Source organism: Prodigiosinella aquatilis (genome assembly GCA_030388725.1).
In the GTDB taxonomy this organism is placed as follows: Bacteria; Pseudomonadota; Gammaproteobacteria; order Enterobacterales; family Enterobacteriaceae; genus Prodigiosinella; species Prodigiosinella aquatilis.
In genome coordinates this window covers 3,182,468-3,204,412 of record CP128857.1, presented here as the reverse complement: position 1 = coordinate 3,204,412, position 21,945 = coordinate 3,182,468, and the positions used below count along the sequence as shown (strand labels likewise).

Here is a 21,945-nt window from a genome sequence, read left to right as displayed (position 1 = left end):
GTTGTTCGTGATGCTCAGTGAGCTATGGTCACAGATTCCGATTAGTATAGATGGAGGATTGGCGATGTATCTGCGCCCTGATGAAGTGGCTCAAGTTCTTGAGCATGCAGGTTTTACCCGGGATTATGTTACGGATAAAGCCTATGGATTTTATAAAGGCGAATACTATGTGTATGTGAATCGTGAAGCGAAAATGGGGCGTACCTCATTTATTCTTCATCCAGATCAAGGTCCGAAAAGTCTGAAATATGCTTATCCGGCAGAGGCATTACGCAGCAGCCCGGCGTATGTCCGTTTCCCTCGTGATCCTCAGGCTGTGAGCCCCGCATTTATTGGCATTCCACATGGTTTTACCTCGCGAGTGATGCTGAATCGTTATCTGAACAGCATGTTTCAATAGATCCATTGCGCTGCCTGGCATTAGCAGGGCAGCGCCGATTTATGTCATCTCCCCGTTGCTGGTATATTGCCGGCGTTCGTTCACCGGAATCACTTATTTGAGTAAGGTCATCGGGATTCACTCTCTATCGCCTTCCTGCAACTCGAATTATTTTGGGTATATTGGCGTTATTTAAAACCGAATAAAAACAGTGAATTTGGCGTTGTCGTTTATATTTAAAATAGCATCAGGTGTTGATTTTATGATTTTTACTGTCGGGATAAATAGTATCTCGCCGTATTTTAGACAATGCCGCCTTATTTTTTGCGTGGAAGATAAACATCCTCCTTATATCTCTTTTATCGTGAATTAATACAATAATCGTTATGTAATTATATTTATAGCGATAAGCAATCACATCGTGAAAATAATGATAACCATTATCATTAATCTGGCCAATTGATTTAAAAAAACGCGATTATTGTGAGTATATGTGATGGATTTGTTGTTATTAAGATAATTACTTGAGGTTTTTATTAACGGATGCATAATGTATTACAGTTAATGTGGCTTTGCCATATTCACGTCTGAAAACAATTTATACCCAATAAATTTCAAGATGCAGGATGGTGGCAACCAAGTGAATTCCCAGGCGCTTATTTTGATAAGTGATGGCGAGTCACTGAGGGCCAATAACGTGAATAATGACGGGTATATATTAATCAATAAACAATTACCACCTATATCCAATGGATTTCGAGTGCCAGGAAGTCGACAAGCAAATGAATCCCGATGAGTTTACTCAGATAAGTTATTTCGGTGATAAATCTGCTCCTGGCGGATGGATTTTGACGCAGCTTGTAGTAGCTCACAGAGGCGAGACGCAGAAATAGTCGAGCCATTGGGCGTAGTCAGCGCATCTGCAACTTGAAAGCGGGTGGATATAGATGGGATATGACTCTGGGTGATGTGGTGCAAGGAGTTCCCGATGCAGATCAGCAGACGACAATTTTTTAAAATATGCGCAGGCGGTATGGCCGGAACCACGGTTACGGCTTTGGGATTTTCTCCCGCTGTGGCATTGGCAGAAACACGGCAGTATAAATTATTGCGTGCAAAAGAAACGAGGAATAATTGCACATACTGCTCTGTCGGTTGCGGTGTTTTAATGTACAGCCTGGGTGATGGTGCCGAGAATGCAAAATCATCCATTTATCATATCGAAGGTGACCCAGACCATCCGGTTAGTCGTGGGTCTTTGTGTCCTAAAGGGGCCGGGTTGATTGATTTCATCCACAGTGCCCAACGCCTGCAATATCCGCAGTACCGTGCGCCAGGGTCTGATAAATGGCAACGCATCAGCTGGGACGAGGCTTTGGATCGTATTTCCCACCTGATGAAAGAAGACCGTGATGCCAATTTCGTGGAAAAAAACAGCGCTGGGGTAACCGTTAACCGATGGCCGACTACCGGTATGCTCTGTTCTTCGGCAGCAAGTAATGAAACCGGTATGCTGGATCAACGTTTTTCCCGGGCGTTGGGCATGGTTGGTATCGATACACAGGCTCGTCTGTGTCATGGGCCAACTGTTGCCGCACTTGCCGCCACGTTTGGCCGGGGGGCCATGACCAATAACTGGGTCGACATCAAAAATGCCAACATCGTCCTGGTGATGGGAGGCAATCCGGCGGAAGCGCACCCAGTAGGCTTTAAATGGGCGCTGGAAGCCAAGGTGAAAAACGGCGCTAAACTGATTGTTGTTGACCCACGATTTAACCGCTCTGCCGCAGTTGCCGATCTGTATTCGCCTATTCGCGTAGGCTCGGATACCACCTTTTTGCTCGGCGTCGTAAATTACCTGCTGTCTCATGACAAGGTGCAGATGGCGTATGTCAAAGCCTATACCAATGCCAACTTGTTGGTTGATGCGGATTATCGTTTTGATGAAGGCATCTTTAGCGGCTATAACGAGCAAGAACACAAATATGACCGCACCTCCTGGCAATATGAACTGGATGAAAATGGCTATGCCAAACGCGATCCAACCTTGAGCCATCCGCGTTGTGTCTGGAACTTGCTGAAAGATCATGTCAGTCGTTATACGCCTGACATGGTCACCAGCGTGTGTGGTACGCCGAAGCAGGATTTTCTCACTATCTGTGAATTGCTGGCGTCAACCAGTGTTCCCGACCGTACCGCAACTATCATGTATGCGCTGGGTTGGACACAGCATACGGCCGGTGCTCAGATCATTCGTACCGCGGCGATAATCCAACTGTTATTGGGTAATGTCGGTATGGCTGGCGGCGGTGTCAATGCGCTGCGTGGGCACTCAAATATCCAGGGTTATACCGATTTGGGGCTGTTATCGCTGAATCTGCCTGGCTATATTCCGCTACCTTCCGAAAAACAGCCCACGTTACAGGATTATCTGGTTCAGACCACACCGAAGGCGTTGCTGCCGGAACAGGTCAACTACTGGAAAAACACACCTAAGTTTTTTATCAGCTTGTTGAAAAGTTTTTGGGGAGACAACGCGCAGAAGGAAAATGACTGGGGTTATGACTGGTTGCCTAAATGGGATAAGAGCTACGATGCGTTGGCCTATTCCCACATGATGCTGGATGGCAAGGTAAACGGCTATATTGTGCAGGGATTTAACCCGATTGCCGCGTTTGCCGATTCCAACAAAGCCCGGGACGCATTGGCCAAACTCAAATATCTGGTAGTTATTGATCCATTGGCGACGGAAACATCCAGTTTCTGGCAGAACCACGGTGAACTGAACAATGTGGACTCCAGCCAGATCCAGACCGAAGTCTTTCGCCTGCCGTCCAGTTGCTTTGCCGAAGAAAATGGCTCCATTGTGAACTCCGCACGCTGGCTACAATGGCATTATCAGGGCGCGGAACCGCCTGGTGAAGCGCGTCATGACGGTGTCATTATCTCTGGCATCTTCTTGCGCCTGCGCGAGCTGTACGCGAAAGAGGGAGGGGCCAATCCGGCACCGGTACTCAACATGGCCTGGGATTATCTGGAACCGGCGGATCCGTCGGCGGAAGAGATCACCAAAGAGGCCAATGGTCGTGCGCTGGCGGATTTGTTTGACGACCAAGGTAAGCTGATCCTCAAAAAAGGTCAGTTGTTGTCAGATTTTTCGCAGTTGCGTGATGATGGCAGTACCGCCTGTTTCTGCTGGATTTACTCAGGCTGCTGGACGGAGCAGGGGAATCAAATGGCCCTGCGTGATAATGCCGACCCTTCTGGGCTGGGATGTACGCCAGGGTGGGCCTGGAGCTGGCCGCAAAATCGCCGCATCCTATATAACCGCGCTTCTGCCGATGAGCAGGGCAAACCCTGGGATCCCAACCGTGAGCTGATTCGCTGGAATGGCAAAAAATGGACGGGAACCGATGTGGCCGATTATGCGGCGACAGCGGCACCCGGTAGTAGTGCCGGGCCTTTCATCATGCTGTCGGAAGGGCTGGGGCGTTTGTTCGCGATTGACAAAATGGCGGATGGACCATTCCCTGCACACTACGAACCTATGGAATCTCCGCTGAAGTTCAATCCGGTTTATAGCAAGGCAATACATAATCCGGCTGTACGCCTGTATGACGCGGATCGTCTGCGTATCGGCACGGCTGCCGAGTTCCCCTATGTGGCAACCACGTATGCGATTACCGAGCTGTTCCGCCACTGGACCAAACATGCGTTATTGAATGCCATTACCCAGCCAGAACAGTTTGTGGAAATTGGCGAAGGGCTGGCGAAACAAAAAGGCATTCAGGCCGGGGATGTAGTGAAAGTCAGTAGCAAACGGGGCTACATCAAGGCTAAAGCAGTGGTGACCAAGCGTGTCCGTACGCTGATGATTGAGGGGCATCCGGTGGAAACCATCGGTGTGCCTTGTCATTGGGGGTTTGAGGGCACGACGAAGAAAGGTTTTCTGGCCAATATACTGACGCCGAATATTGGAGATGCCAATAGTCAAACGCCGGAATATAAAGCGTTCTTGGTGAATGTGGAAAAGGCGTAGCGGAGAAATACTATGGCAATGCAATCGCAAGATATTATCCGTCGCTCCGCGACCAATTCACTGACACCGCCGCCACAGGTACGCGATCATAAAGAGGAAGTCGCCAAATTGATCGACGTTACGACCTGCATCGGTTGTAAGGCTTGTCAGGTGGCTTGTTCGGAATGGAACGATATTCGTGATGAGGTGGGGCACAACGTTGGTGTGTACGACAATCCCACTGATTTGAGCGCCAAGTCCTGGACGGTTATGCGGTTTTCCGAGGTTGAGGAAAACGGTAAACTCGAATGGTTGATCCGTAAAGATGGCTGTATGCACTGTGCTGACCCCGGCTGCCTGAAAGCCTGTCCGTCGGAAGGTGCCATTATCCAGTATGCCAATGGTATTGTGGATTTTCAGTCGGAACACTGTATCGGTTGTGGTTACTGCATCGCGGGATGCCCGTTCGATGTGCCGAGAATGAACAAGGATGATAACCGGGTATACAAATGCACACTGTGTGTGGATCGGGTGGATGTCGGTCAGGAACCTGCCTGTGTGAAAACCTGCCCTACGGGGGCGATTCATTTCGGCACTAAGGCAGAGATGAAAGTGTTGGCGGCGGAGCGCGTGATAGACTTGACGAACCGTGGCTATAAAAACGCCGGGCTGTACGACCCCGCAGGTGTCGGTGGCACACATGTGATGTACGTGTTGCATCACGCTGATCGTCCGCCGCTTTATCATGGTCTGCCTGACAATCCAATCATTAGTCCAGCGGTCACTTTCTGGAAGGGTGTCTGGAAACCTTTGGCGGCCATTGGTTTTGCTACGGCCTTCGCTGCCAGTGTATTCCACTATGTCGGTGTCGGTCCCAACCGGGTAGAAGAGGACGAGTCAGAGACGGATGAGCAGAAGCACGAGGACAAACAGCATGAAAAAGAGTAATCGGATTCAGCGTTACAGTGCGTCTGAGCGCATCAATCACTGGATTGTGGCTTTCTGTTTTGTGTTTGCCGCACTCAGTGGGTTGGGATTTTTCTTTCCATCATTAAACTGGCTGATGAACATTCTGGGTACACCACAGCTGGCACGGGTTCTGCATCCGTTTATTGGTGTGGTGATGTTTGCGGCGTTTCTGTTGATGTTTTTCCGTTACTGGAAGCATAACCTGATTCAGCGTGATGACATCGAATGGGCTAAAAATATCCATAAGGTTGCCGGAAATCAGGAAGTTGGCGACACAGGTAGATATAATTTCGGCCAGAAATGCGTGTTCTGGCTGGCTATTGTCAGTTTGCTGCTGCTGCTGGCCAGCGGTATCGTTATCTGGCGTCCCTATTTTGCCGGCGCTTTCCCGATTCCGGCTATTCGCCTGGCCTTGCTGGTTCATTCAATTTCAGCGGTCGTGTTGATCCTGGTCATTATGGTTCACATTTATGCGGCGTTATGGGTCAAGGGAACCATTACGGCGATGGTTGAAGGCTGGGTATCGACATCCTGGGCGAAGAAACATCACCCACGCTGGTATCGTGAAATCCAACGTAAACAACAGGAAAATAAACCCTGATGAGTATTCGTATTGTTCCTCAGGAACAGTTAAGCGGTAATGAACAATCATCTACGGTGGGAGTAATCCCACCGCTGCTTTTTGCCAATCTGAAAAGTCTGTACAGCAGCCGCGTCGAGCGGTTGCGTCAACTGGCGGAAAACAACCCGCTGAGCGACTACCTGCATTTTGCCGCTACGGTAGTTGACGCCCAGCAGACCGTACTGCATGACCATCCGTTGCAAATGGATTTAACCGATATTCTGCAAAAAGCAGCCGGTCGTCGCCCACCGCTGGATATTGCGACTTTCCCCCGCAATGCCCATTGGCATACTTTGTTGCAGGCACTGATTGAAACGCTGAAACCAGATGCCAGCGGTCAGGTGTTATCGACGCTGGAAAATCTGGAAAAAATGCCAGTGCAGGAATGGGAAGCCATGGCTTCGGCATTATTCAATCATGAATTTACGGCGGAAAGTAATGACAAAGCCCCTTTTATCTGGGCTGCGCTCTCTCTTTACTGGGCGCAGATGGCAAGTCAGATGCCGGGTAAGGCTCGGGCCGAACAGGGTGAACATCGTCAGTTTTGCCCAGTGTGTGGCAGCATGCCGGTTTCCGGTGTGGTGCAGTTAGGTACCACCAGCGGTCTGCGCTATTTGCACTGTAACCTGTGTGAAACGGAATGGCACATGGTGCGTGTGAAATGCAGTAACTGTGAACAATCCGGCGATCTCAACTATTGGTCGCTGGATAACGAGCAGTCGGCGATTAAGGCTGAAAGTTGTGGTGACTGTGGTACTTATCTGAAAATCCTGTACCAGGAAAAGGATCATCGCGTCGAAGCCGTCGCAGATGATCTGGCTTCGCTGGTACTGGATGTCAAAATGGAAGAGGAAGGTTTTGCGCGCAGTAGTATCAATCCTTTCCTGTTTCCGGAAAGTATGAATTAATGTTTAAAAGCGCCCGGTTCTTGTCTTAGAGCCGGGGGCTGTCTGTTTATCCCTTCATGTGCTGCGAATGCTCTATCGCGCTGATCTGATCGAGCCGTTCCTGATGTCGTCCACCCTCAAAATGGGCACTGAGCCACTGATCAATAATCATTTTTGCCATTTCTGAACCAATAACCCGCGCGCCCATAGCCAATATATTGGTGTTGTTATGTTCGCGTGACAGTTTGGCTGAATAGGGTTCGCTACAGGCAACTGCACGGATACCGGTCATTTTGTTAGCCGCAATCGAGATACCGATTCCCGTTCCACAGATGAGAATGCCCAGCTCGGCCTCACCTGCAATGATGGATTCTGCAACTTTACGTGCATAAATCGGATAATCCGTTCTCGTGCTGGCGTTTGTTCCCACATCAATAACCTCAATACCCTGGGATGATAGGTACTGAATGATGTCATTTTTCATGTCAAAACCAACGTGGTCACTGCCGATTGCCATCTTCATAAGTGTCAGTTCCTGCTGTATCAGAGGTGAGTTATAGGCCAGCCAGTTGGTCTGTACTGACCGAGAGTGGCTTATTGATTTATTTTCACAAATAAATTAATTTTGTGAAGTTTATAGGATTGAAACCCATGTCCACAACTGATTTTCTGGGCATTTATATGATGACAATGAGTTTGCCATGCTGATGGATAACGAATGATTCATCGTGTCTGTTTGCTAAAATAATCAATATATTATTGATTTTAATAAAAAATAATAATTTTTCTCATCTGTGATGATGCGATTTGCCCCATTGAGCGGTATCTTTTCATGAATTTTATTAATTTATAAAAAAACAATATTTGTGAAGTTTGTTGCATATTTTTACTATCAGATATGGTGTTATCATTACCGGGATATGGATAAACCAGGTAATAACAATGAGCGAAACTGAATCAGAGAAAACGATCCCCAGGGGTATAAGCATTGCGCCTTATATTCGTATGAAGCAGGAAGGCATGACGGCGAATGAAAGCCGGATCGCCGAATGGTTTCTGGCGACGGGTAATGTCGGTGACAGTACCGCGATTAAAGACGTCGCTAATGCGTTGAATGTATCAGAAGCGATGATAGTCAAGGTATCGAAAATTCTTGGGTTCAGTGGTTTCAGGCAGTTAAGAAGCGCTATTGTTGAATATTTTGAGCATGCGGAACATGACTCCTCTGCGGAGCTGTCACTGACGGATAGCCCGGAAGATGCAATTAACAAAGTGTTTAATTTGACGCTGCGAACGATTGCCGAAGGACAAACCATCGTTAACCCGGAAGAGATATACCAGGCTGCCAGACTATTTTATAGCGCAAATCAGCGAGAGTTATATGGCGTAGGCGGTTCTAATTCGATATGCGCTGATATACAGCATAAATTTTTACGCATTGGTGTGCGCTGTAATGCTTATCAGGATGCTCACATCATGATGATGTCGGCGTCGATGCTTAAACCAACGGATGTTGTGTTAGTGGTATCACATTCTGGGCGCACCAGTGATTTGATGAAAGCGGTCTCTATCGCCAAGAATAATGATGCAAAAATAATTTGCATTACACATAGCGCCAATTCCCCCATTGCCAAATTGGCTGATTTTAATATTTGTTCGCCTGCACCTGAGACACCCCTGTTAGGGAGAAATGCCTCTGCACGTATTTTGCAGTTAACGTTGTTAGATGCATTTTTTGTTTCAGTAGCACGGCTGGATATTGAGACTTCCAGTAAAAATCTGGAAAAAACCAGTGCTATTGCGAGTTATCTAAAGCTTTAGCATTCATCACTATGCCCAATAGATATCAAAACGCAGGAAGGTAACAACCGAGTTAATTTCTGGAAACTTACGCTGATAAGTAACAAGGGTTAGCGAGGTAAGACAACGCCTCTGTAATTTGAAAGATGACGGGTATATCTCACGGAGAAAGAGTAATGAATACGCTATTGAAAACGACGGGTGCCGCACTATTGGGATTATGTTTTTCTGCCATGGCTCACGCTGCCGATTATGCCGTCATTCTTAAAACGTTATCAAATCCTTACTGGGTTGAAATGAAAGGCGGAATAGAGAAAGAAGCCAAAGACCTTGGTGTAACGGTGGATATATTTGCCTCCGCTTCTGAAGGTGATTTTCAGGCACAGATGCAGTTATTCGAAGATCTGGTAAATAAACACTATAAAGGTATCGCTTTCGCGCCGTTGTCTGCATCTAATCTGGTGATCCCTGTCTCTAAAGCGTATCAGAAGGGTATTCGTTTAGTTAACTTGGATGAAAAGATAAATCTTAATAATCTGGCGAAAGCTCACGGTAATGTATCGGCATTTATCACTACAGATAATCAGGCTGTCGGTGAGAAAGGGGCAAAATTCATTATAAATCGACTAGGCACGCAAGGAGGGGATGTTGCCATTATTGAAGGTAAAGCAGGTAATGTTTCCGGCGATGCCAGAAGAACCGGAGCAATGATAGCTTTTAAGGCTGATCCCGCTATTAAACTTGTTGCCAGCCAACCTGCGGATTGGGATCGAATCAAAGCCCTTGATGTTGCCACCAACGTATTACAGCGGCATCCGAATCTGAAGGCATTTTATTGTGCTAACGATACTATGGCCATGGGTGTAGCACAGGCTGTAGCGAATGCTGGCAAGACCGGCAAGGTTATTGTTGTGGGAACGGATGGTATACCGGAAGCCCGTAAAATGATCAGTGAAGGCACATTAACGGCAACGGTTGCCCAAAACCCTGCTGATATTGGTGCATCGGGCTTGAAGTTATTGGTCGACGCTGTGAAGTCAGGCAAACAGATTCCTTTGGGTCAGGCACCTAAAGTCGAGATGGTTGATTCAGTATTAGTGACAAAATAATCGTACCTGGAGACGGTAAAAAACTTGCCGTCTTAAATCACTAATCCGGGGAGTTATATGACCATTCCATATATTAAGATGGAAGGGATCGGTAAGTCTTTTGGTCCGGTCCATGCATTAAGTTCTGTCAATATAGCGATTAACTCAGGAGAAATACATGCGCTATTAGGTGAAAATGGTGCCGGGAAATCAACTCTCATGAAAATACTGTCAGGTGGATATGAACCGGATAGTGGTCATATATTTATTGACGGTAATGAGTATGGAAAGATAGACCATAAACTGGCGGCAAAACTCGGAATAGGAATTATTTATCAAGAGTTAAGTGTCATTGATGAACTGACAGTGATGGAAAATCTATTTATTGGAAAATTACCGGTAAAACGTTTTTGTGGCATCAATGTTGTTCATTGGCAAGAGATGAAAAAACGTGCCGCGATGATGTTGCTCCGGGTAGGGTTAAAGGTCGATCTGTTTGAGAAAGTTGGTAATTTGTCAATCAGCCATAAACAGATGTTGGAAATTGCCAAAACCCTGATGCTGGATGCCAAAGTTATTATTATGGATGAGCCGACTTCATCCTTGACCAGTAAAGAAGTTGAGTATCTTTTTATTTTAATAAAACGATTAAAACAGGAAGGGAAAAGTATCATTTATATTTCCCATAAGCTGAATGAAACCAGAAAAATTTGTGACCGTTTCACGGTGCTGAAAGATGGAAGTAGCGTGTGTTCAGGGGAAATTAGCGATGTCAGTAATGACGATATTGTCAGACTGATGGTAGGAAGAGAGCTTCAAAATAAATTTACTGCGATAAAAGAAAAAACGGGTACGGGAAACGAACCAGTTATTTTCGAAGTCAAGGATATTACCAGTAAAGATAAACGACGTGTGAGGAATATCTCTTTTCAAGTAAAGAAAGGCGAAATCTTGGGATTCGCCGGATTGGTAGGTTCGGGACGTACCGAGTTTATGAATTGCATTTTTGGTGCGGAGCCTATCAGCTCTGGTCAGGTTTTACTGAACGGTGTGGAGATAACGCCTCGCTCGCCACTTGATGCGTTAAAGAAAGGCATGGGATATATCACCGAAAGTCGAAGAGAGAATGGTTTTTTTGACAATTTCTCAATTGAACAGAATATGGCAATCAGTAAAAGCCTGAAAGAGGGTGGATATAAAGGCGCAATAGGGTCGGTTAACCGTCATGATGAAAAACGCATAGCCGAAGAACAAAGAAAATTATTGTCGTTAAAGTGCCGTTCTGTGGACCAGAATATTACTGAGTTATCGGGCGGTAATCAGCAGAAAGTCCTTATCTCAAAATGGTTGTGTTGTGATCCGCAGGTGATGATTTTTGATGAACCGACACGGGGTATTGATGTCGGTGCCAAAGCGGAAATTTATAAAGTCATGCGCGAACTTACCTTACAGGGGAAAACGATATTAATGGTTTCTTCCGAATTGCCAGAGATTATGTCTGTTTGTGACCGTATAGCCATATTTTGTGAAGGGAAGCTTGCCAATGTATTGGTTAATGAAGATGGGCTCTCGGAGCAGGATATTATGAAATGGGCTCTGCCAAATGATTGAGGATTATGTCAATGTCAGAATCAACATTTAATTTCCCTCGCTTTTGGGAAAAGTATGGCACGTTTTTTATATTGGCCATTATCGTTGCGATTTTTGGTGGTATTTCAAGCGAGTATTTTTTAACGACGAGTAATATCAGCCAGATATTTGTACAGAGTTCCGTTACCGTTTTAATCGGTATGGGGGAATTTTTTGCCATCCTTATCGCGGGTATCGACTTATCCGTTGGCGCGATTCTCGCTTTATCAGGTATGGTTACGGCCAAGCTCATGCTGGCTGGATTCGACCCCTTCCTGGCGGCGTTGATTGGCGGTGTCATCGTCGGGGGCGGTTTGGGGGCGATTAATGGTCTTTTGGTCAATTGGACCAGACTGCATCCTTTTATTATTACGCTGGGAACTAACGCCATATTCAGAGGGATGACATTGGTTATCTCTGATGCTAATTCCGTTTATGGTTTTTCTTTCGGTTTTGTTAATTTCTTTGCTAAATCGTTGTTAGGTATTCCGATGCCGGTTATTTTCTCGCTGGTTGTAGCGATTATTCTATGGTTTATTACCGCACATACCCGGCTTGGTAGAAACATTTATGCTTTGGGAGGAAATAAAAATTCGGCATTTTTCTCAGGAATAGATGTCAAGTTTCATGTGCTGATCGTTTTTGTTATCTCTGGAATATGCGCCGGTCTGGCAGGCGTCGTATCAACGGCACGGCTTGGCGCGGCAGAGCCATTGGCTGGTATGGGATTTGAAACTTATGCCATCGCCAGTGCGATTATTGGCGGAACCAGTTTCTTTGGCGGAAAAGGGCGCGTTTTTTCGGTCGTTATTGGCGGGTTGATTATAGGTACTATCAATAATGGGCTCAATATTCTCCAGGTACAGACATATTATCAATTAGTGGTCATGGGCGGTTTGATTATTGCGGCAGTGGCACTCGATCGACTGATTAGTAAATAGGAATAGAAGATGAAAATTTCCCCTTCATTAATGTGTATGGATCTGTCTAAATTTAAAGAGCAGATAGAATTCATTGATAGTCATGCTGATTATTTCCATATTGATATTATGGATGGTCATTTTGTACCGAATTTGACATTGTCGCCATTTTTTGTACAGCAAGTAAAGAAAATAGCCAGTAAGCCATTGGATTGTCATCTGATGGTGATGAATCCACAAGATTATATTGAACCGTTGGCTAAAGCGGGCGCAGGATTCATCACATTGCATCCGGAAACCTTATCTGGCCAGGCATTTCGTCTCATAGATAAAGTCAGATCGCTTAATATGCGTGCTGGTTTGATTCTGAACCCGGAAACTACTATCGCGGCAATGCATTATTATTTGCATAAAGCGGATAAAATTACGGTCATGACGGTCGATCCAGGGTTTGCCGGTCAGAAATTTATCCCGGAAATGCTGGATAAGATTGCTGAATTAAAGCATTACAGAACAAAAAATAATCTTGCTTATGAAATTGAAGTGGATGGTTCGTGCAATCAATATACCTATAAGAAGCTAATAGATGCTGGTGCCGATGTGTTTATTGTGGGTACCTCTGGGTTATTCAACCACTCGCCGCATATTGAAAATGCCTGGGAAGTAATGAAAAGCCAGATTCAGGCGGCACAACGCGAGGTGTAGCATGAATAACAAACAGCCGGTTGTCGTTGGCGTGGATATGGGAGCAACGCATATACGAATATGCGTACTGTCATTGAAAAATGAAGTATTGGTCACCTCACGGGAAAAAACAGATAACATTATTCAGACAGGTTTGGCGGAGGGCATAGCAAAATTTATTCACGCTTATGTGGGTGCTCAACGCTTTATTTCTGGTATTGTCATGGGCCTTCCGGCGTTGGTAGAAAAAGATAAAAAAACAGTTATATCGACGCCGAATCTTCCCTGCCATAAAAATGATATCGAAGGACTGGCTGAGAAGCTGGAGAATTTATTGCGATGTCCGGTATTGTTTGAGCGTGATGTCAATTTGCAGCTGTTTTATGATGTCAATGAATTCAATTTGGTTAACAAGTTGGTATTAGGGTGCTATCTGGGAACCGGATTTGGTTTTTCTATCTGGATGAATGGTATGCCTTTTACTGGTGCCCATGGCGTCGCTGGTGAGCTTGGGCATATTCCTTATGGCAATAATAGCCGACATTGCGGTTGTGGTAATGCAGGATGTCTTGAGACGATCTGCTCAGGTGTGGCATTACGGCGATGGTATGAAAAAGAATCAAGAGAATATGCGCTATCGGATCTTTTTATTCACGCTCAAGACGATGGCGACATTATCCAGTTCATTGACGATGGTGCAAAAGCGATCGCGACGGGGATTAATCTGTTTGATCCTGACGCCGTGGTTCTGGGGGGTGGGGTAATTGATATGACCGCATTCCCGTTGGATATGCTGATTCAGCACATCAAACGCTATATCAGAAAACCATTACCTTTTGAAACCGTCAGTTTTTTAAAAGCGTCGTCATCCGCTTTTAATGGTGCGATTGGCGCCGCCCGTTTAGGGTTAAAAGATATACCCGTTATCTCTCAGGTCGCAGGTGCGTTAATGGCGCCCAGTCACCCGAATCACTTACCTTAGTAAGCTTCGGGATGCCTTCACGTGCACCTTCCTGCAACTCGGCATTTATTGGGTATAGCGATATTAATGATTGTTCGGAAGGAAATATTTTTAGCAGTAAGCGTTCTATTTGTAAGGTAATTGTGTGCCACATCAGGGAATATAATTATATAAAAAGAGAATAGCCGGGATATTGGTTTCCCGGCTATTTGATTGTCAGCGTTAAACCACCTCCTCGGGAGGTGGTGATTGTTAAATCAGTATTCTTGTTATTTCCTTTTGGATTTTGGGACTAGCCCAACATAGGTCATGATCGCCAGTACGTAACACAGCATCATAACCAGCGCCATTGAGAAGGCGGATGTTCCTGTCAGCCCGGTCAACGGTACGCTGACGGCACCCAGCGCAAACATGCTCAGTCCAATCAAGGCCGAAGCACTGCCTGCTTTGTCTCCCTGGCCTTGCATCGCCAGGGCTGACGAGCATGGACCAATCAATCCGATAGCAATGACAGCGAAAAACAGTGGCACCAATATCCACAATAACGGGGCGTGCAAATAACCGGTAACCAACAGGATTGCTGTCGAAACAACGGCAATGCTTAGCCCCAGTTTCAGCACCCGGGTTTCTCCCCAATGTAGGCTGAGTGCGGCAGAAAACTGGCCGGCAGCAATCAGGCCCACGCCATTAATGGCAAAGCACAAGCTGAACATCTGTGGACTGAGGTGATAAATATCCTGTAGCACAAACGGGGATGCCCCGATATAAGCAAACAGTCCTGCGCCAGACAACCCTTGTGCCAGACATAATCCCATAAATTCACGTTCTTTGAGCAAACTGCCCAGTGAGGACAGCAATACACCAACTCCCCCGGTGACTCGACATGCTGGTGGCAGTGTTTCACTTAACCGTAGCGAAGAAAGTACCAGCAGCAGGATGGCGATAACGGCTAACGCGATAAAAATGCCGCGCCAGTCGGTCAGACTCAACAGTGCTCCACCCAACACGGGGGCGAGAATCGGTGCGAGACCATTAACCAGCATCAGCAGGGCGAAAAAGCGGGTCAATTCATGCCCGGTATAAAGATCGCGCGCCACCGCACGGGAGAGTACGGCGCCGCCTGCGCCTGCGAGCCCCTGGAGGAGACGTGCGACGATCAACTGGTTGACATCCTGTGCCAGTGCGCACCATATCGACGTCACCAAAAGGAGTGCCAATGAGATCAGTAATGGACGCATTCTACCTAAGGTATCACTGAGTGGGCCAAAGATGAGTTGGCCAGCACCGAGTCCTAGCAAACCGGCAGTCAGGCTGAGCTGGGCTCGAGAGGCAGACGTTGTCAGTTCTGTCGTTAATTGGGGTAACGCGGGGAGATACAAATCTGTACACAGCGGCCCTAGTGCGGCCAACATTCCCAGCACAATGGCATAGCCGAGTCGGGAGGGCTTCTTGATGTTGTTCATGAATGATTGTCTTCGGGAAAAGTTAACTGGAAGATATGTTGATAGCGCTGAGTTAGTGTAGCGATCGGTGCTTTTTGCGGGAGTACCGATCTAAAAGTAGTTCCCTCTGATAGCACTGTCATAAATTCTACCCGTGCCGCAATGCTTTCGGGTGAACATTGAGGGTAGCGTCGTTGCAGCAAGGTAACGGTCTGATGGAAAATTTGGCGTCGTCTTCTTGCTGAATATCTGAGACGCGGGGATTCCGTGTTGCTTCCGTAGCCATTTCTAGTGTTAATGCATTGTCGTCGTCATGCATCAGATTATCACCGATTAATGACGGTGTTGCCAGCGCATGTGCCATGCGTGAATGTGGATCTTTTTCCACCAGCATCAGCAGCTGGATTTTTTTATCAACGATACGCGGAACGGTCTCTTCGATGATGGCGTCTTTTTTGGCAAAATAACGATAAATCTGGCTTACACTTAACTCGGCATGTGTGGCGATTTCCGCCACGCCAGCCCCATGAAAGCCAGAGCGGCGAAAACAGGTTATGGCAGCGGAGATGATCTGATCGCGTCGGGTCTGAGCTTTGTCATCTTTCGTCTGTATTGGTTGCACATTATCCTCTCGTCTACTGTAGACAGTTATACTTACAGGACATTACAGAACGTTATCGGACGACTTACTCAAATTTCTTTATATTGCGAATGAATAACCATTTTAAATATAAAGGCATTATTTCATGCAAAGTAAAGCATTTCTTTTATTGATGGTCTTTTCTCTGGTGGGTTGTGATCGTGCTGTCGAACCAAAGTTTGATCATGCCCCAATAACAGTTGTGGTCAAAACGTTGAAAACTCAGCCTGTCGTGTTGAGCAGCGAATTGACCGGGCGAGTTACGGCAGCAATGGTGTCTGATGTTCGGCCGCAGGTGGATGGAATTATCCAGAAACGACTGTTTATCGAAGGCAGTGAGGTGAAAGCCGGACAAGTGCTGTATCAGATCGACCCCGCCAGTTATCAAGCGTCTTATGATCAAGCCGTGGCGGCGTTGAAAAACGCAGAGGCTACGGTGCGTTCGGCCAAATTGAAAGCTGAACGTTATGCCCGGTTGGTGAAGGAAGATGGTGTTTCCCGGCAGGATGCTGATGATGCACAAGCCAGCTACGAGGAAGACGTGGCCACGGTGGCGGAAAAAAAAGCATCACTGGAAACTGCACGGATTAATCTGGCTTATACCAAAATCAAGGCCCCGATCAGTGGGCGTATCGGTATCTCTTCGGTAACTCCCGGAGCGCTGGTAACGGCAGATCAGACTACCTCACTGGCTACTATCCGCCAGCTCAATCCTATTTTTGTTGACTTAACCCAGTCCAGCAGCCAACGGCTGGCAATGCGGGAACAGCAAAAAAATGCGCAGACGCCGGTAACACTGACATTGGAAAATGATAAACCCTATGCGCAGAAAGGGATCCTGAAACTGGCAGAGTTGTCAGTGGATGAATCCAGTGGCACCGTAACGGTGCGGGCTGAATTTCCCAATCCACAGGAAACCCTGTTACCTGGAATGTTTGTCCGCGCGTCGGTGGAAGACGGTGTTGATCCCGCAGCGGTTCTGGCGCCACAGCAGGGCATCACCCGGGATGTGAAAGGCAACGCGACGGCACTGGTAGTGAATGATAAACAACAGGTCGAACAGCGTCAGGTGGTTACCGGGCAGGCTATTGGTAACCAATGGCTAGTCACTTCCGGACTGAAGGCTGGTGACCGGTTGATTATTGAAGGTACCGATAAGGTAGCGCCCGGCGATACGGTACAAGCAGTAGAAGACGGTTCGACTGCTCAACAACCCTCACTGACAGACAATAATACAGGGAATCGTTAAGTATGTTTTCTCGCTTTTTTATTCACCGGCCGATATTTGCCTGGGTGATTGCCATTGTCATTATGTTGGGTGGGGCGCTGGCCATCCAAACACTGCCGGTAGCCCAGTATCCTGATGTTGCTCCGCCATCCATTGCTATTAAGGCCACTTACACGGGGGCTTCAGCACAAACGCTGGAAAACAGCGTGACACAGGTTATAGAACAGCAACTGACCGGACTGGATGGCCTGCTCTATTTTTCTTCTTCCAGCAGTTCTGATGGCGAAGTGAAGATCACGGTTACCTTTAAGCAAGGTACTGATCCGGATATCGCGCAGGTACAGGTACAGAATAAGGTTCAGCAGGCAGAAAGCCGCTTACCGACCGAAGTGCAAGAACAAGGGGTAACCGTCACCAAATCGCAGAGTAGCTTTTTGTTAATCACCGCATTATATGATACGACAGATAAAAGCTCTTCATCGGATATCGCCGATTATTTGGCCAGTAACCTGGAGGATCCTCTTGCACGCGTGAGCGGTGTGGGGAGTGTGCAGGTCTTCGGTTCACAATATGCTATGCGCATCTGGCTGAATCCGGCTCGTCTGGCGGCTTATAGTCTGATGCCTTCCGATATTTCATCGGCGATTAAAGCACAAAATACACAGGTGTCTGCTGGTAAAATCGGTGCCCGGCCCTCCAGCAGTGAACAGCAGTTAACGGCTACGGTAGTGGCGCAGTCTCGGCTGAAAACACCACAGCAGTTTCGGAATATTGTGGTGAAAAGTGAGTCTGACGGCTCCATTGTGCGGTTAGGTGATGTCGCGCGTGTTGAATTGGGAAGTGAGGATTACAGTAATACCACGCGGTTGAATGGACATCCCGCTGCCGGGATTGCCGTCATGCTGGCCCCGGGAGCCAATGCTCTGAGTACCTCGGAGCTGGTAAAAGCCAAAGTGGCTGAACTCGAAGGTAGCATGCCGCAGGGCTATAAAGTGGCCTATCCCCGAGATAGCACCGACTTCATCAAAATTTCCATTGAAGAGGTGGTAAAAACCCTGTTTGAAGCGATTCTGTTGGTCGTGGTTGTCATGTTTGTCTTCCTGCAAAACCTGCGGGCGACGCTGATTCCGGCGATTGCGGTTCCGGTAGTGCTGTTGGGGACATTTGGCGTGTTGTCGGTGTTTGGCTATTCCATCAACACCCTGACGCTGTTTGGCATGGTGCTGGCTATCGGTTTGCTGGTGGATGATGCCATTATAGTGGTGGAGAACGTCGAGCGTTTGATGCGGGATAAAGGATTGTCTCCCGTTGCGGCGGCGGAAGAGTCCATGCGAGAGATTTCCGGTGCACTGGTGGGTGTGGCGTTGGTGCTGAGCGCGGTCTTTTTGCCGATGGCTTTTTTTGGTGGCTCTACCGGCGTGATTTACCGTCAGTTCTCCATCACGATTGTTTCTTCCATGCTGCTGTCGGTACTGGTGGCCTTGATATTGACGCCGGCATTGTGCGCCACAATGTTAAAACCGGTGGTGCATATAGCCGCACCCCGAGGATTTTTTGCCGCCTTTAACCAGCGGTATGGGCGTTTGCAGTCATCTTACATCGAACGCGTTTCCCGGATACTGCGCGGTCCGTGGCGTTATCTGGCACTGTACGGTGTGATACTGATCGTGCTGGGAGTATTGTTTGCGCGTTTGCCGGGCGGCTTTCTGCCGACGGAGGATCAGGGCAGCGTGATGGTGCAGTTCACCTTGCCGGCAGGGGCGACAGCAAATCGCACGGACAAGGTAGGTAAACTGATTGAGCACTATTTTCTTACCAAGGAGAAAAAAAAATACCAAGGCTATCTTTGTTATTACCGGCTTTAGTTTCAGCGGGAGCGGCCAGAATGCGGGTATGGCATTCGTGGCGTTGAAAGATTGGTCTCAACGTCCAGGAACGGAGAACAGTGCCGACGCAATAGCCAAGCGTGCGATGGGAGCATTCTCCAGTATCCGCGACGCCAAAGTCTTTGCCCTGACACCGCCCGCGGTGGACGGACTGGGGCAATCCAATGGTTTTACTTTTGAATTGCAGGCAACCGGTACGACTGATCGCGACAAGTTGTTGCAGTTGCGTAACATGCTGCTGGCGTCGGCGGCCAAAGATTCCAAACTTTCGGCGGTTCGCCCCAATGATTTGGCCCAGATGCCGCAGTTGAAAGTCGATATTGATACCGCAAAGGCTGAAGCGTTAGGACTATCAATAAGTGATGTGACGTCCACGCTGAGCAGTGCCTGGGGGGGGACTTACATTAATGACTTTATTGATCGCGGGAGAGTGAAAAAAGTATACATGCAGGGTGAAGAAGATGCCCGCAGTAAACCGGATGATCTGTACAAATGGTTCGTGCGTGGCAGTGGCAGTGTGATGACGCCATTCTCGTCCTTCGCCACTACCCACTGGACTTATGGGCCGGAAAGTCTGTCGCGTTATAACGGACTGGCCTCGTATGAGATTCAGGGAAGCGGTGCTTCTGGTGTCAGTTCTGGTGAAGCGATGGATGAAATGCAAGTGTTGGCGAAAGCCTTACCGACGGGCACCACATATTCGTGGAGCAGCTTGTCTTATCAGGAACGGTTAGCCAGCGGTCAGGCAGTATCGCTATATAGCATCTCCATTCTGGTGGTATTCCTTTGTCTGGCGGCGCTGTATGAAAGCTGGAGTATTCCTTTCTCAGTCATACTGGTTATCCCGCTTGGCATAGTGGGCGCTGTGTTGGCCGCGACCTTCCGTGGGCTGGAAAATGATGTCTATTTCCAGGTCGCGCTGCTAACGACCATCGGTCTTTCGGCAAAAAATGCCATCCTGATTGTGGAGTTCGCCGAAGCGGCCTATCAACGTGGGGCCTCATTATATGAGGCGGCACTGGAAGGCGCACGAACTCGCTTGCGGCCTGTATTAATGACGTCTCTGGCGTTTATTGCCGGGGTTTTCCCGTTGGCCATTGCTACTGGCGCGGGTGCCAATAGTCGGGTGTCCATCGGCAGTGGTATTGTCGGCGGTACATTGACGGCGACGGCATTGGCCATCTTTATGGTGCCGATGTTCTTTGTTCTGGTCAGACGCGTATTCCCCCGTCGTGCCGGGAAAGTTGTAACGACGGATGATAAACAGGGAGACGCGTAAATGCGATATGAATTCTGGTTACTGAGCAGTGCCCTGATGCTGTCTGGATGCGTTTCTCTGGATCCGCACTATCAGCGTCCGGCGTTACCGGTGGTAGCTAACTGGCCAAAGGGGCAGTCCTATCCGGCGGCATCACCGGCGGCTCTTAACGCCAGTGATATTCCCTGGCGGAGTGTCATTGTGGATACCAACCTGCAGCGGGTCATTGAAATGGCGTTGACCAGCAACCGTGATTTACGCAAAGCGCTGGCGGATATTGAGGCGGCCCGGGCGCAATATGGCATCCAAAGAGCGGAACAGTACCCTTCGCTTACCGCAGGCGTTGATGGTACACGCAGTCGCTCATTGACCTCCGGCTCAAACTCCACCACCGAGTTGAAGAGTAGTTATAATGCGGATTTGTCCGTCAGTTCGTTTGAATTGGACTTGTTTGGTAAAAACCGGAGTCTGACTGGCGAAAAGCTGGAAGCGTATCTTTCTGAGACAGAAACGGCCAAAAGTACCTGGCTGACGCTGATTGCCGATACTGCGTCTGCCTATATCGCGTTGGCCACTGATCGCAGCAATCTGGCATTGGCGCAGGAGACGGTAATCAGTGCCCGGAAGTCGATGGAGGTAACCAGTAGCCGTCAACGTAACGGCGTGGCCTCAGGGGTGGATGTAGCGGAGGCGGAAACTACTTATCAGCAGGCACGTTCGGATGTTGCCAGTTACATGACCAGTGTCGCCCAGGATAAAAATGCACTTGTTCTGCTGGTCGGACAGCCTGTACCGGAGACACTGTTACCGCAGAATCTCGCTTCTCTGGCGACGGCTATCAAACCAGTGGCGGCGGGAATTTCTTCTGATGTTTTGTTTCAGCGTCCTGATGTGTTAGCGGCCGAACATACCTTGAAATCGGCTAATGCCAGTATTGGGGCGGCACGAGCAGCGTTTTTCCCCAGTATTAGCCTGACTGCCAGTAATGGATTAAGCAGTGGTGAGTTATCGTCATTGTTCAGTGGTGGTGCCCATGTCTGGTCGTTTGCTCCCAGTATTAGCCTGCCGATTTTTGATGGTGGTTCAAATCTGGCTTCATTGCGTTATGCCGAAGCAGAGAAAAAAGGTTATATCGCTAGCTATGAGAAGACGATTCAATCAGCGTTCAAAGATGTAGCGAATGCGTTGGCACGTAAGGGAACGATAGATGAACAGCTCGCGGCACAACGAGCATATGTCGCTTCAGCGCAACGTAGTTATCAGTTAGCTAACGACCGTTATCGGGAAGGCGTGGATACTTACCTCAATGCGCTGGACTCCCAGAGAACGCTTTATACTGCCAGGAAGTCTTTGATCAGCACCGAGCAAACCCGGCTGGATAATTTGGTGACGTTGTATAACGCGTTGGGCGGTGGAGTGAAAGCAGAATATGGGGTGAAAACGGAATAGTTGTCAGACCCGGTGTTATGCTTGCGTATGCCCGGATATCCCGGGCATACATCGTCATCAGACACACACTGTTCGGTCGGTTTTT

The 21,945-nt window shown here is 48.0% G+C and carries 16 protein-coding genes and 1 pseudogene; 14 read left to right on the top strand and 3 right to left on the bottom strand.

Going from position 1 to position 21,945, the window contains the following annotated elements:
* Window positions 1-64: 64 nt before the first annotated feature.
* The 5 genes from PCO85_14845 (at window position 65) to fdhE (ending at window position 6,896) form a co-directional block, all read left to right on the top strand.
* The gene (locus PCO85_14845; GenBank protein ID WJV52502.1) at window positions 65-400 is read left to right on the top strand and encodes a YgaC family protein; all 336 of its coding nucleotides are present in this window, start codon (window positions 65-67) and stop codon (window positions 398-400) included.
* A 967-nt stretch (window positions 401-1,367) separates the two neighbouring features.
* Window positions 1,368-4,418, top strand: a complete 3,051-nt coding sequence (gene fdnG / locus PCO85_14840) for a formate dehydrogenase-N subunit alpha (GenBank protein ID WJV52501.1) — start codon at window positions 1,368-1,370, stop codon at window positions 4,416-4,418.
* 12 nt (window positions 4,419-4,430) lie between these two features.
* A complete protein-coding gene (fdxH, locus tag PCO85_14835; GenBank protein WJV52500.1) occupies window positions 4,431-5,345 on the top strand; it encodes a formate dehydrogenase subunit beta in 915 nt (304 codons plus the stop codon).
* On the top strand, window positions 5,332-5,967 hold the full coding sequence (gene fdoI, locus PCO85_14830) for a formate dehydrogenase cytochrome b556 subunit (protein WJV52499.1): 636 nt from the start codon (window positions 5,332-5,334) through the stop codon (window positions 5,965-5,967). Before fdxH ends, fdoI begins: the two co-directional genes overlap by 14 nt.
* Window positions 5,967-6,896, top strand: a complete 930-nt coding sequence (fdhE, locus tag PCO85_14825) for a formate dehydrogenase accessory protein FdhE (protein ID WJV52498.1) — start codon at window positions 5,967-5,969, stop codon at window positions 6,894-6,896. The genes fdoI and fdhE overlap by 1 nt, the downstream gene beginning before the upstream one ends.
* Before the next feature lie 46 nt (window positions 6,897-6,942).
* On the opposite strand, the gene rpiB is transcribed toward fdhE, so the two are convergent.
* Window positions 6,943-7,398 (bottom strand): ribose 5-phosphate isomerase B, encoded by a 456-nt coding sequence (gene rpiB / locus PCO85_14820; GenBank protein WJV52497.1) that lies wholly within the window; start codon window positions 7,396-7,398, stop codon window positions 6,943-6,945.
* Window positions 7,399-7,817: 419 nt separating this feature from the next.
* On the opposite strand from rpiB, the gene PCO85_14815 reads away from it, so the two are divergent.
* The 6 genes from PCO85_14815 to alsK all read left to right on the top strand — a co-directional run bounded on the left by PCO85_14815 (window position 7,818) and on the right by alsK (window position 13,978).
* Complete coding sequence (locus PCO85_14815) at window positions 7,818-8,696, top strand: MurR/RpiR family transcriptional regulator (GenBank protein WJV52496.1); 879 nt, start codon at window positions 7,818-7,820, stop codon at window positions 8,694-8,696.
* 155 nt (window positions 8,697-8,851) lie between these two features.
* On the top strand, window positions 8,852-9,784 hold the full coding sequence (alsB, locus tag PCO85_14810; GenBank protein WJV52495.1) for a D-allose transporter substrate-binding protein: 933 nt from the start codon (window positions 8,852-8,854) through the stop codon (window positions 9,782-9,784).
* Between the two features lie 57 nt (window positions 9,785-9,841).
* Window positions 9,842-11,374: a D-allose ABC transporter ATP-binding protein AlsA gene (alsA, locus tag PCO85_14805; protein WJV52494.1), complete on the top strand. Its 1,533-nt coding sequence runs from the start codon at window positions 9,842-9,844 to the stop codon at window positions 11,372-11,374.
* 11 nt (window positions 11,375-11,385) lie between these two features.
* Entirely contained in the window at window positions 11,386-12,333 is a 948-nt protein-coding gene (gene alsC / locus PCO85_14800; protein WJV52493.1) for a D-allose ABC transporter permease, read from the top strand.
* Window positions 12,334-12,342: 9 nt separating this feature from the next.
* Window positions 12,343-13,017, top strand: coding sequence for a D-allulose 6-phosphate 3-epimerase (alsE, locus tag PCO85_14795; protein WJV52492.1), 675 nt, complete (start codon window positions 12,343-12,345; stop codon window positions 13,015-13,017).
* Window position 13,018: 1 nt separating this feature from the next.
* Window positions 13,019-13,978 (top strand): allose kinase, encoded by a 960-nt coding sequence (alsK, locus tag PCO85_14790; GenBank protein ID WJV52491.1) that lies wholly within the window; start codon window positions 13,019-13,021, stop codon window positions 13,976-13,978.
* A gap of 248 nt (window positions 13,979-14,226) precedes the next feature.
* On the opposite strand, the gene PCO85_14785 is transcribed toward alsK, so the two are convergent.
* Window positions 14,227-15,420, bottom strand: coding sequence for a multidrug effflux MFS transporter (locus tag PCO85_14785; GenBank protein ID WJV52490.1), 1,194 nt, complete (start codon window positions 15,418-15,420; stop codon window positions 14,227-14,229).
* 127 nt (window positions 15,421-15,547) lie between these two features.
* On the bottom strand, window positions 15,548-16,021 hold the full coding sequence (locus PCO85_14780) for a TetR/AcrR family transcriptional regulator (protein ID WJV52489.1): 474 nt from the start codon (window positions 16,019-16,021) through the stop codon (window positions 15,548-15,550).
* Window positions 16,022-16,145: 124 nt separating this feature from the next.
* On the opposite strand from PCO85_14780, the gene PCO85_14775 reads away from it, so the two are divergent.
* The 3 genes and pseudogenes from PCO85_14775 to PCO85_14765 all read left to right on the top strand — a co-directional run bounded on the left by PCO85_14775 (window position 16,146) and on the right by PCO85_14765 (window position 21,860).
* The gene (locus tag PCO85_14775) at window positions 16,146-17,288 is read left to right on the top strand and encodes an efflux RND transporter periplasmic adaptor subunit (protein ID WJV52488.1); all 1,143 of its coding nucleotides are present in this window, start codon (window positions 16,146-16,148) and stop codon (window positions 17,286-17,288) included.
* A 2-nt stretch (window positions 17,289-17,290) separates the two neighbouring features.
* Window positions 17,291-20,432: pseudogene (locus PCO85_14770) on the top strand (efflux RND transporter permease subunit).
* Window positions 20,433-21,860, top strand: coding sequence for an efflux transporter outer membrane subunit (locus tag PCO85_14765; protein ID WJV52487.1), 1,428 nt, complete (start codon window positions 20,433-20,435; stop codon window positions 21,858-21,860). It begins immediately after the preceding pseudogene.
* Window positions 21,861-21,945: the final 85 nt, after the last annotated feature.

Bases quoted from the DNA above. Each gene is read 5' to 3' on its own strand.
- rpiB (WJV52497.1), bottom strand. From the start codon at position 7,398: ATGAAGATGGCAATCGGCAGTGACCACGTTGGTTTTGACATGAAAAAT.
- alsA (WJV52494.1), top strand. From the start codon at position 9,842: ATGACCATTCCATATATTAAGATGGAAGGGATCGGTAAGTCTTTTGGT.
- alsE (WJV52492.1), top strand. From the start codon at position 12,343: ATGAAAATTTCCCCTTCATTAATGTGTATGGATCTGTCTAAATTTAAA.
- fdxH (WJV52500.1), top strand. From the start codon at position 4,431: ATGGCAATGCAATCGCAAGATATTATCCGTCGCTCCGCGACCAATTCA.
- PCO85_14785 (WJV52490.1), bottom strand. From the start codon at position 15,420: ATGAACAACATCAAGAAGCCCTCCCGACTCGGCTATGCCATTGTGCTG.
- PCO85_14775 (WJV52488.1), top strand. From the start codon at position 16,146: ATGCAAAGTAAAGCATTTCTTTTATTGATGGTCTTTTCTCTGGTGGGT.
- alsC (WJV52493.1), top strand. From the start codon at position 11,386: ATGTCAGAATCAACATTTAATTTCCCTCGCTTTTGGGAAAAGTATGGC.
- fdnG (WJV52501.1), top strand. From the start codon at position 1,368: ATGCAGATCAGCAGACGACAATTTTTTAAAATATGCGCAGGCGGTATG.
- fdhE (WJV52498.1), top strand. From the start codon at position 5,967: ATGAGTATTCGTATTGTTCCTCAGGAACAGTTAAGCGGTAATGAACAA.
- PCO85_14815 (WJV52496.1), top strand. From the start codon at position 7,818: ATGAGCGAAACTGAATCAGAGAAAACGATCCCCAGGGGTATAAGCATT.
- alsK (WJV52491.1), top strand. From the start codon at position 13,019: ATGAATAACAAACAGCCGGTTGTCGTTGGCGTGGATATGGGAGCAACG.
- PCO85_14845 (WJV52502.1), top strand. From the start codon at position 65: ATGTATCTGCGCCCTGATGAAGTGGCTCAAGTTCTTGAGCATGCAGGT.
- PCO85_14765 (WJV52487.1), top strand. From the start codon at position 20,433: ATGCGATATGAATTCTGGTTACTGAGCAGTGCCCTGATGCTGTCTGGA.
- fdoI (WJV52499.1), top strand. From the start codon at position 5,332: ATGAAAAAGAGTAATCGGATTCAGCGTTACAGTGCGTCTGAGCGCATC.
- alsB (WJV52495.1), top strand. From the start codon at position 8,852: ATGAATACGCTATTGAAAACGACGGGTGCCGCACTATTGGGATTATGT.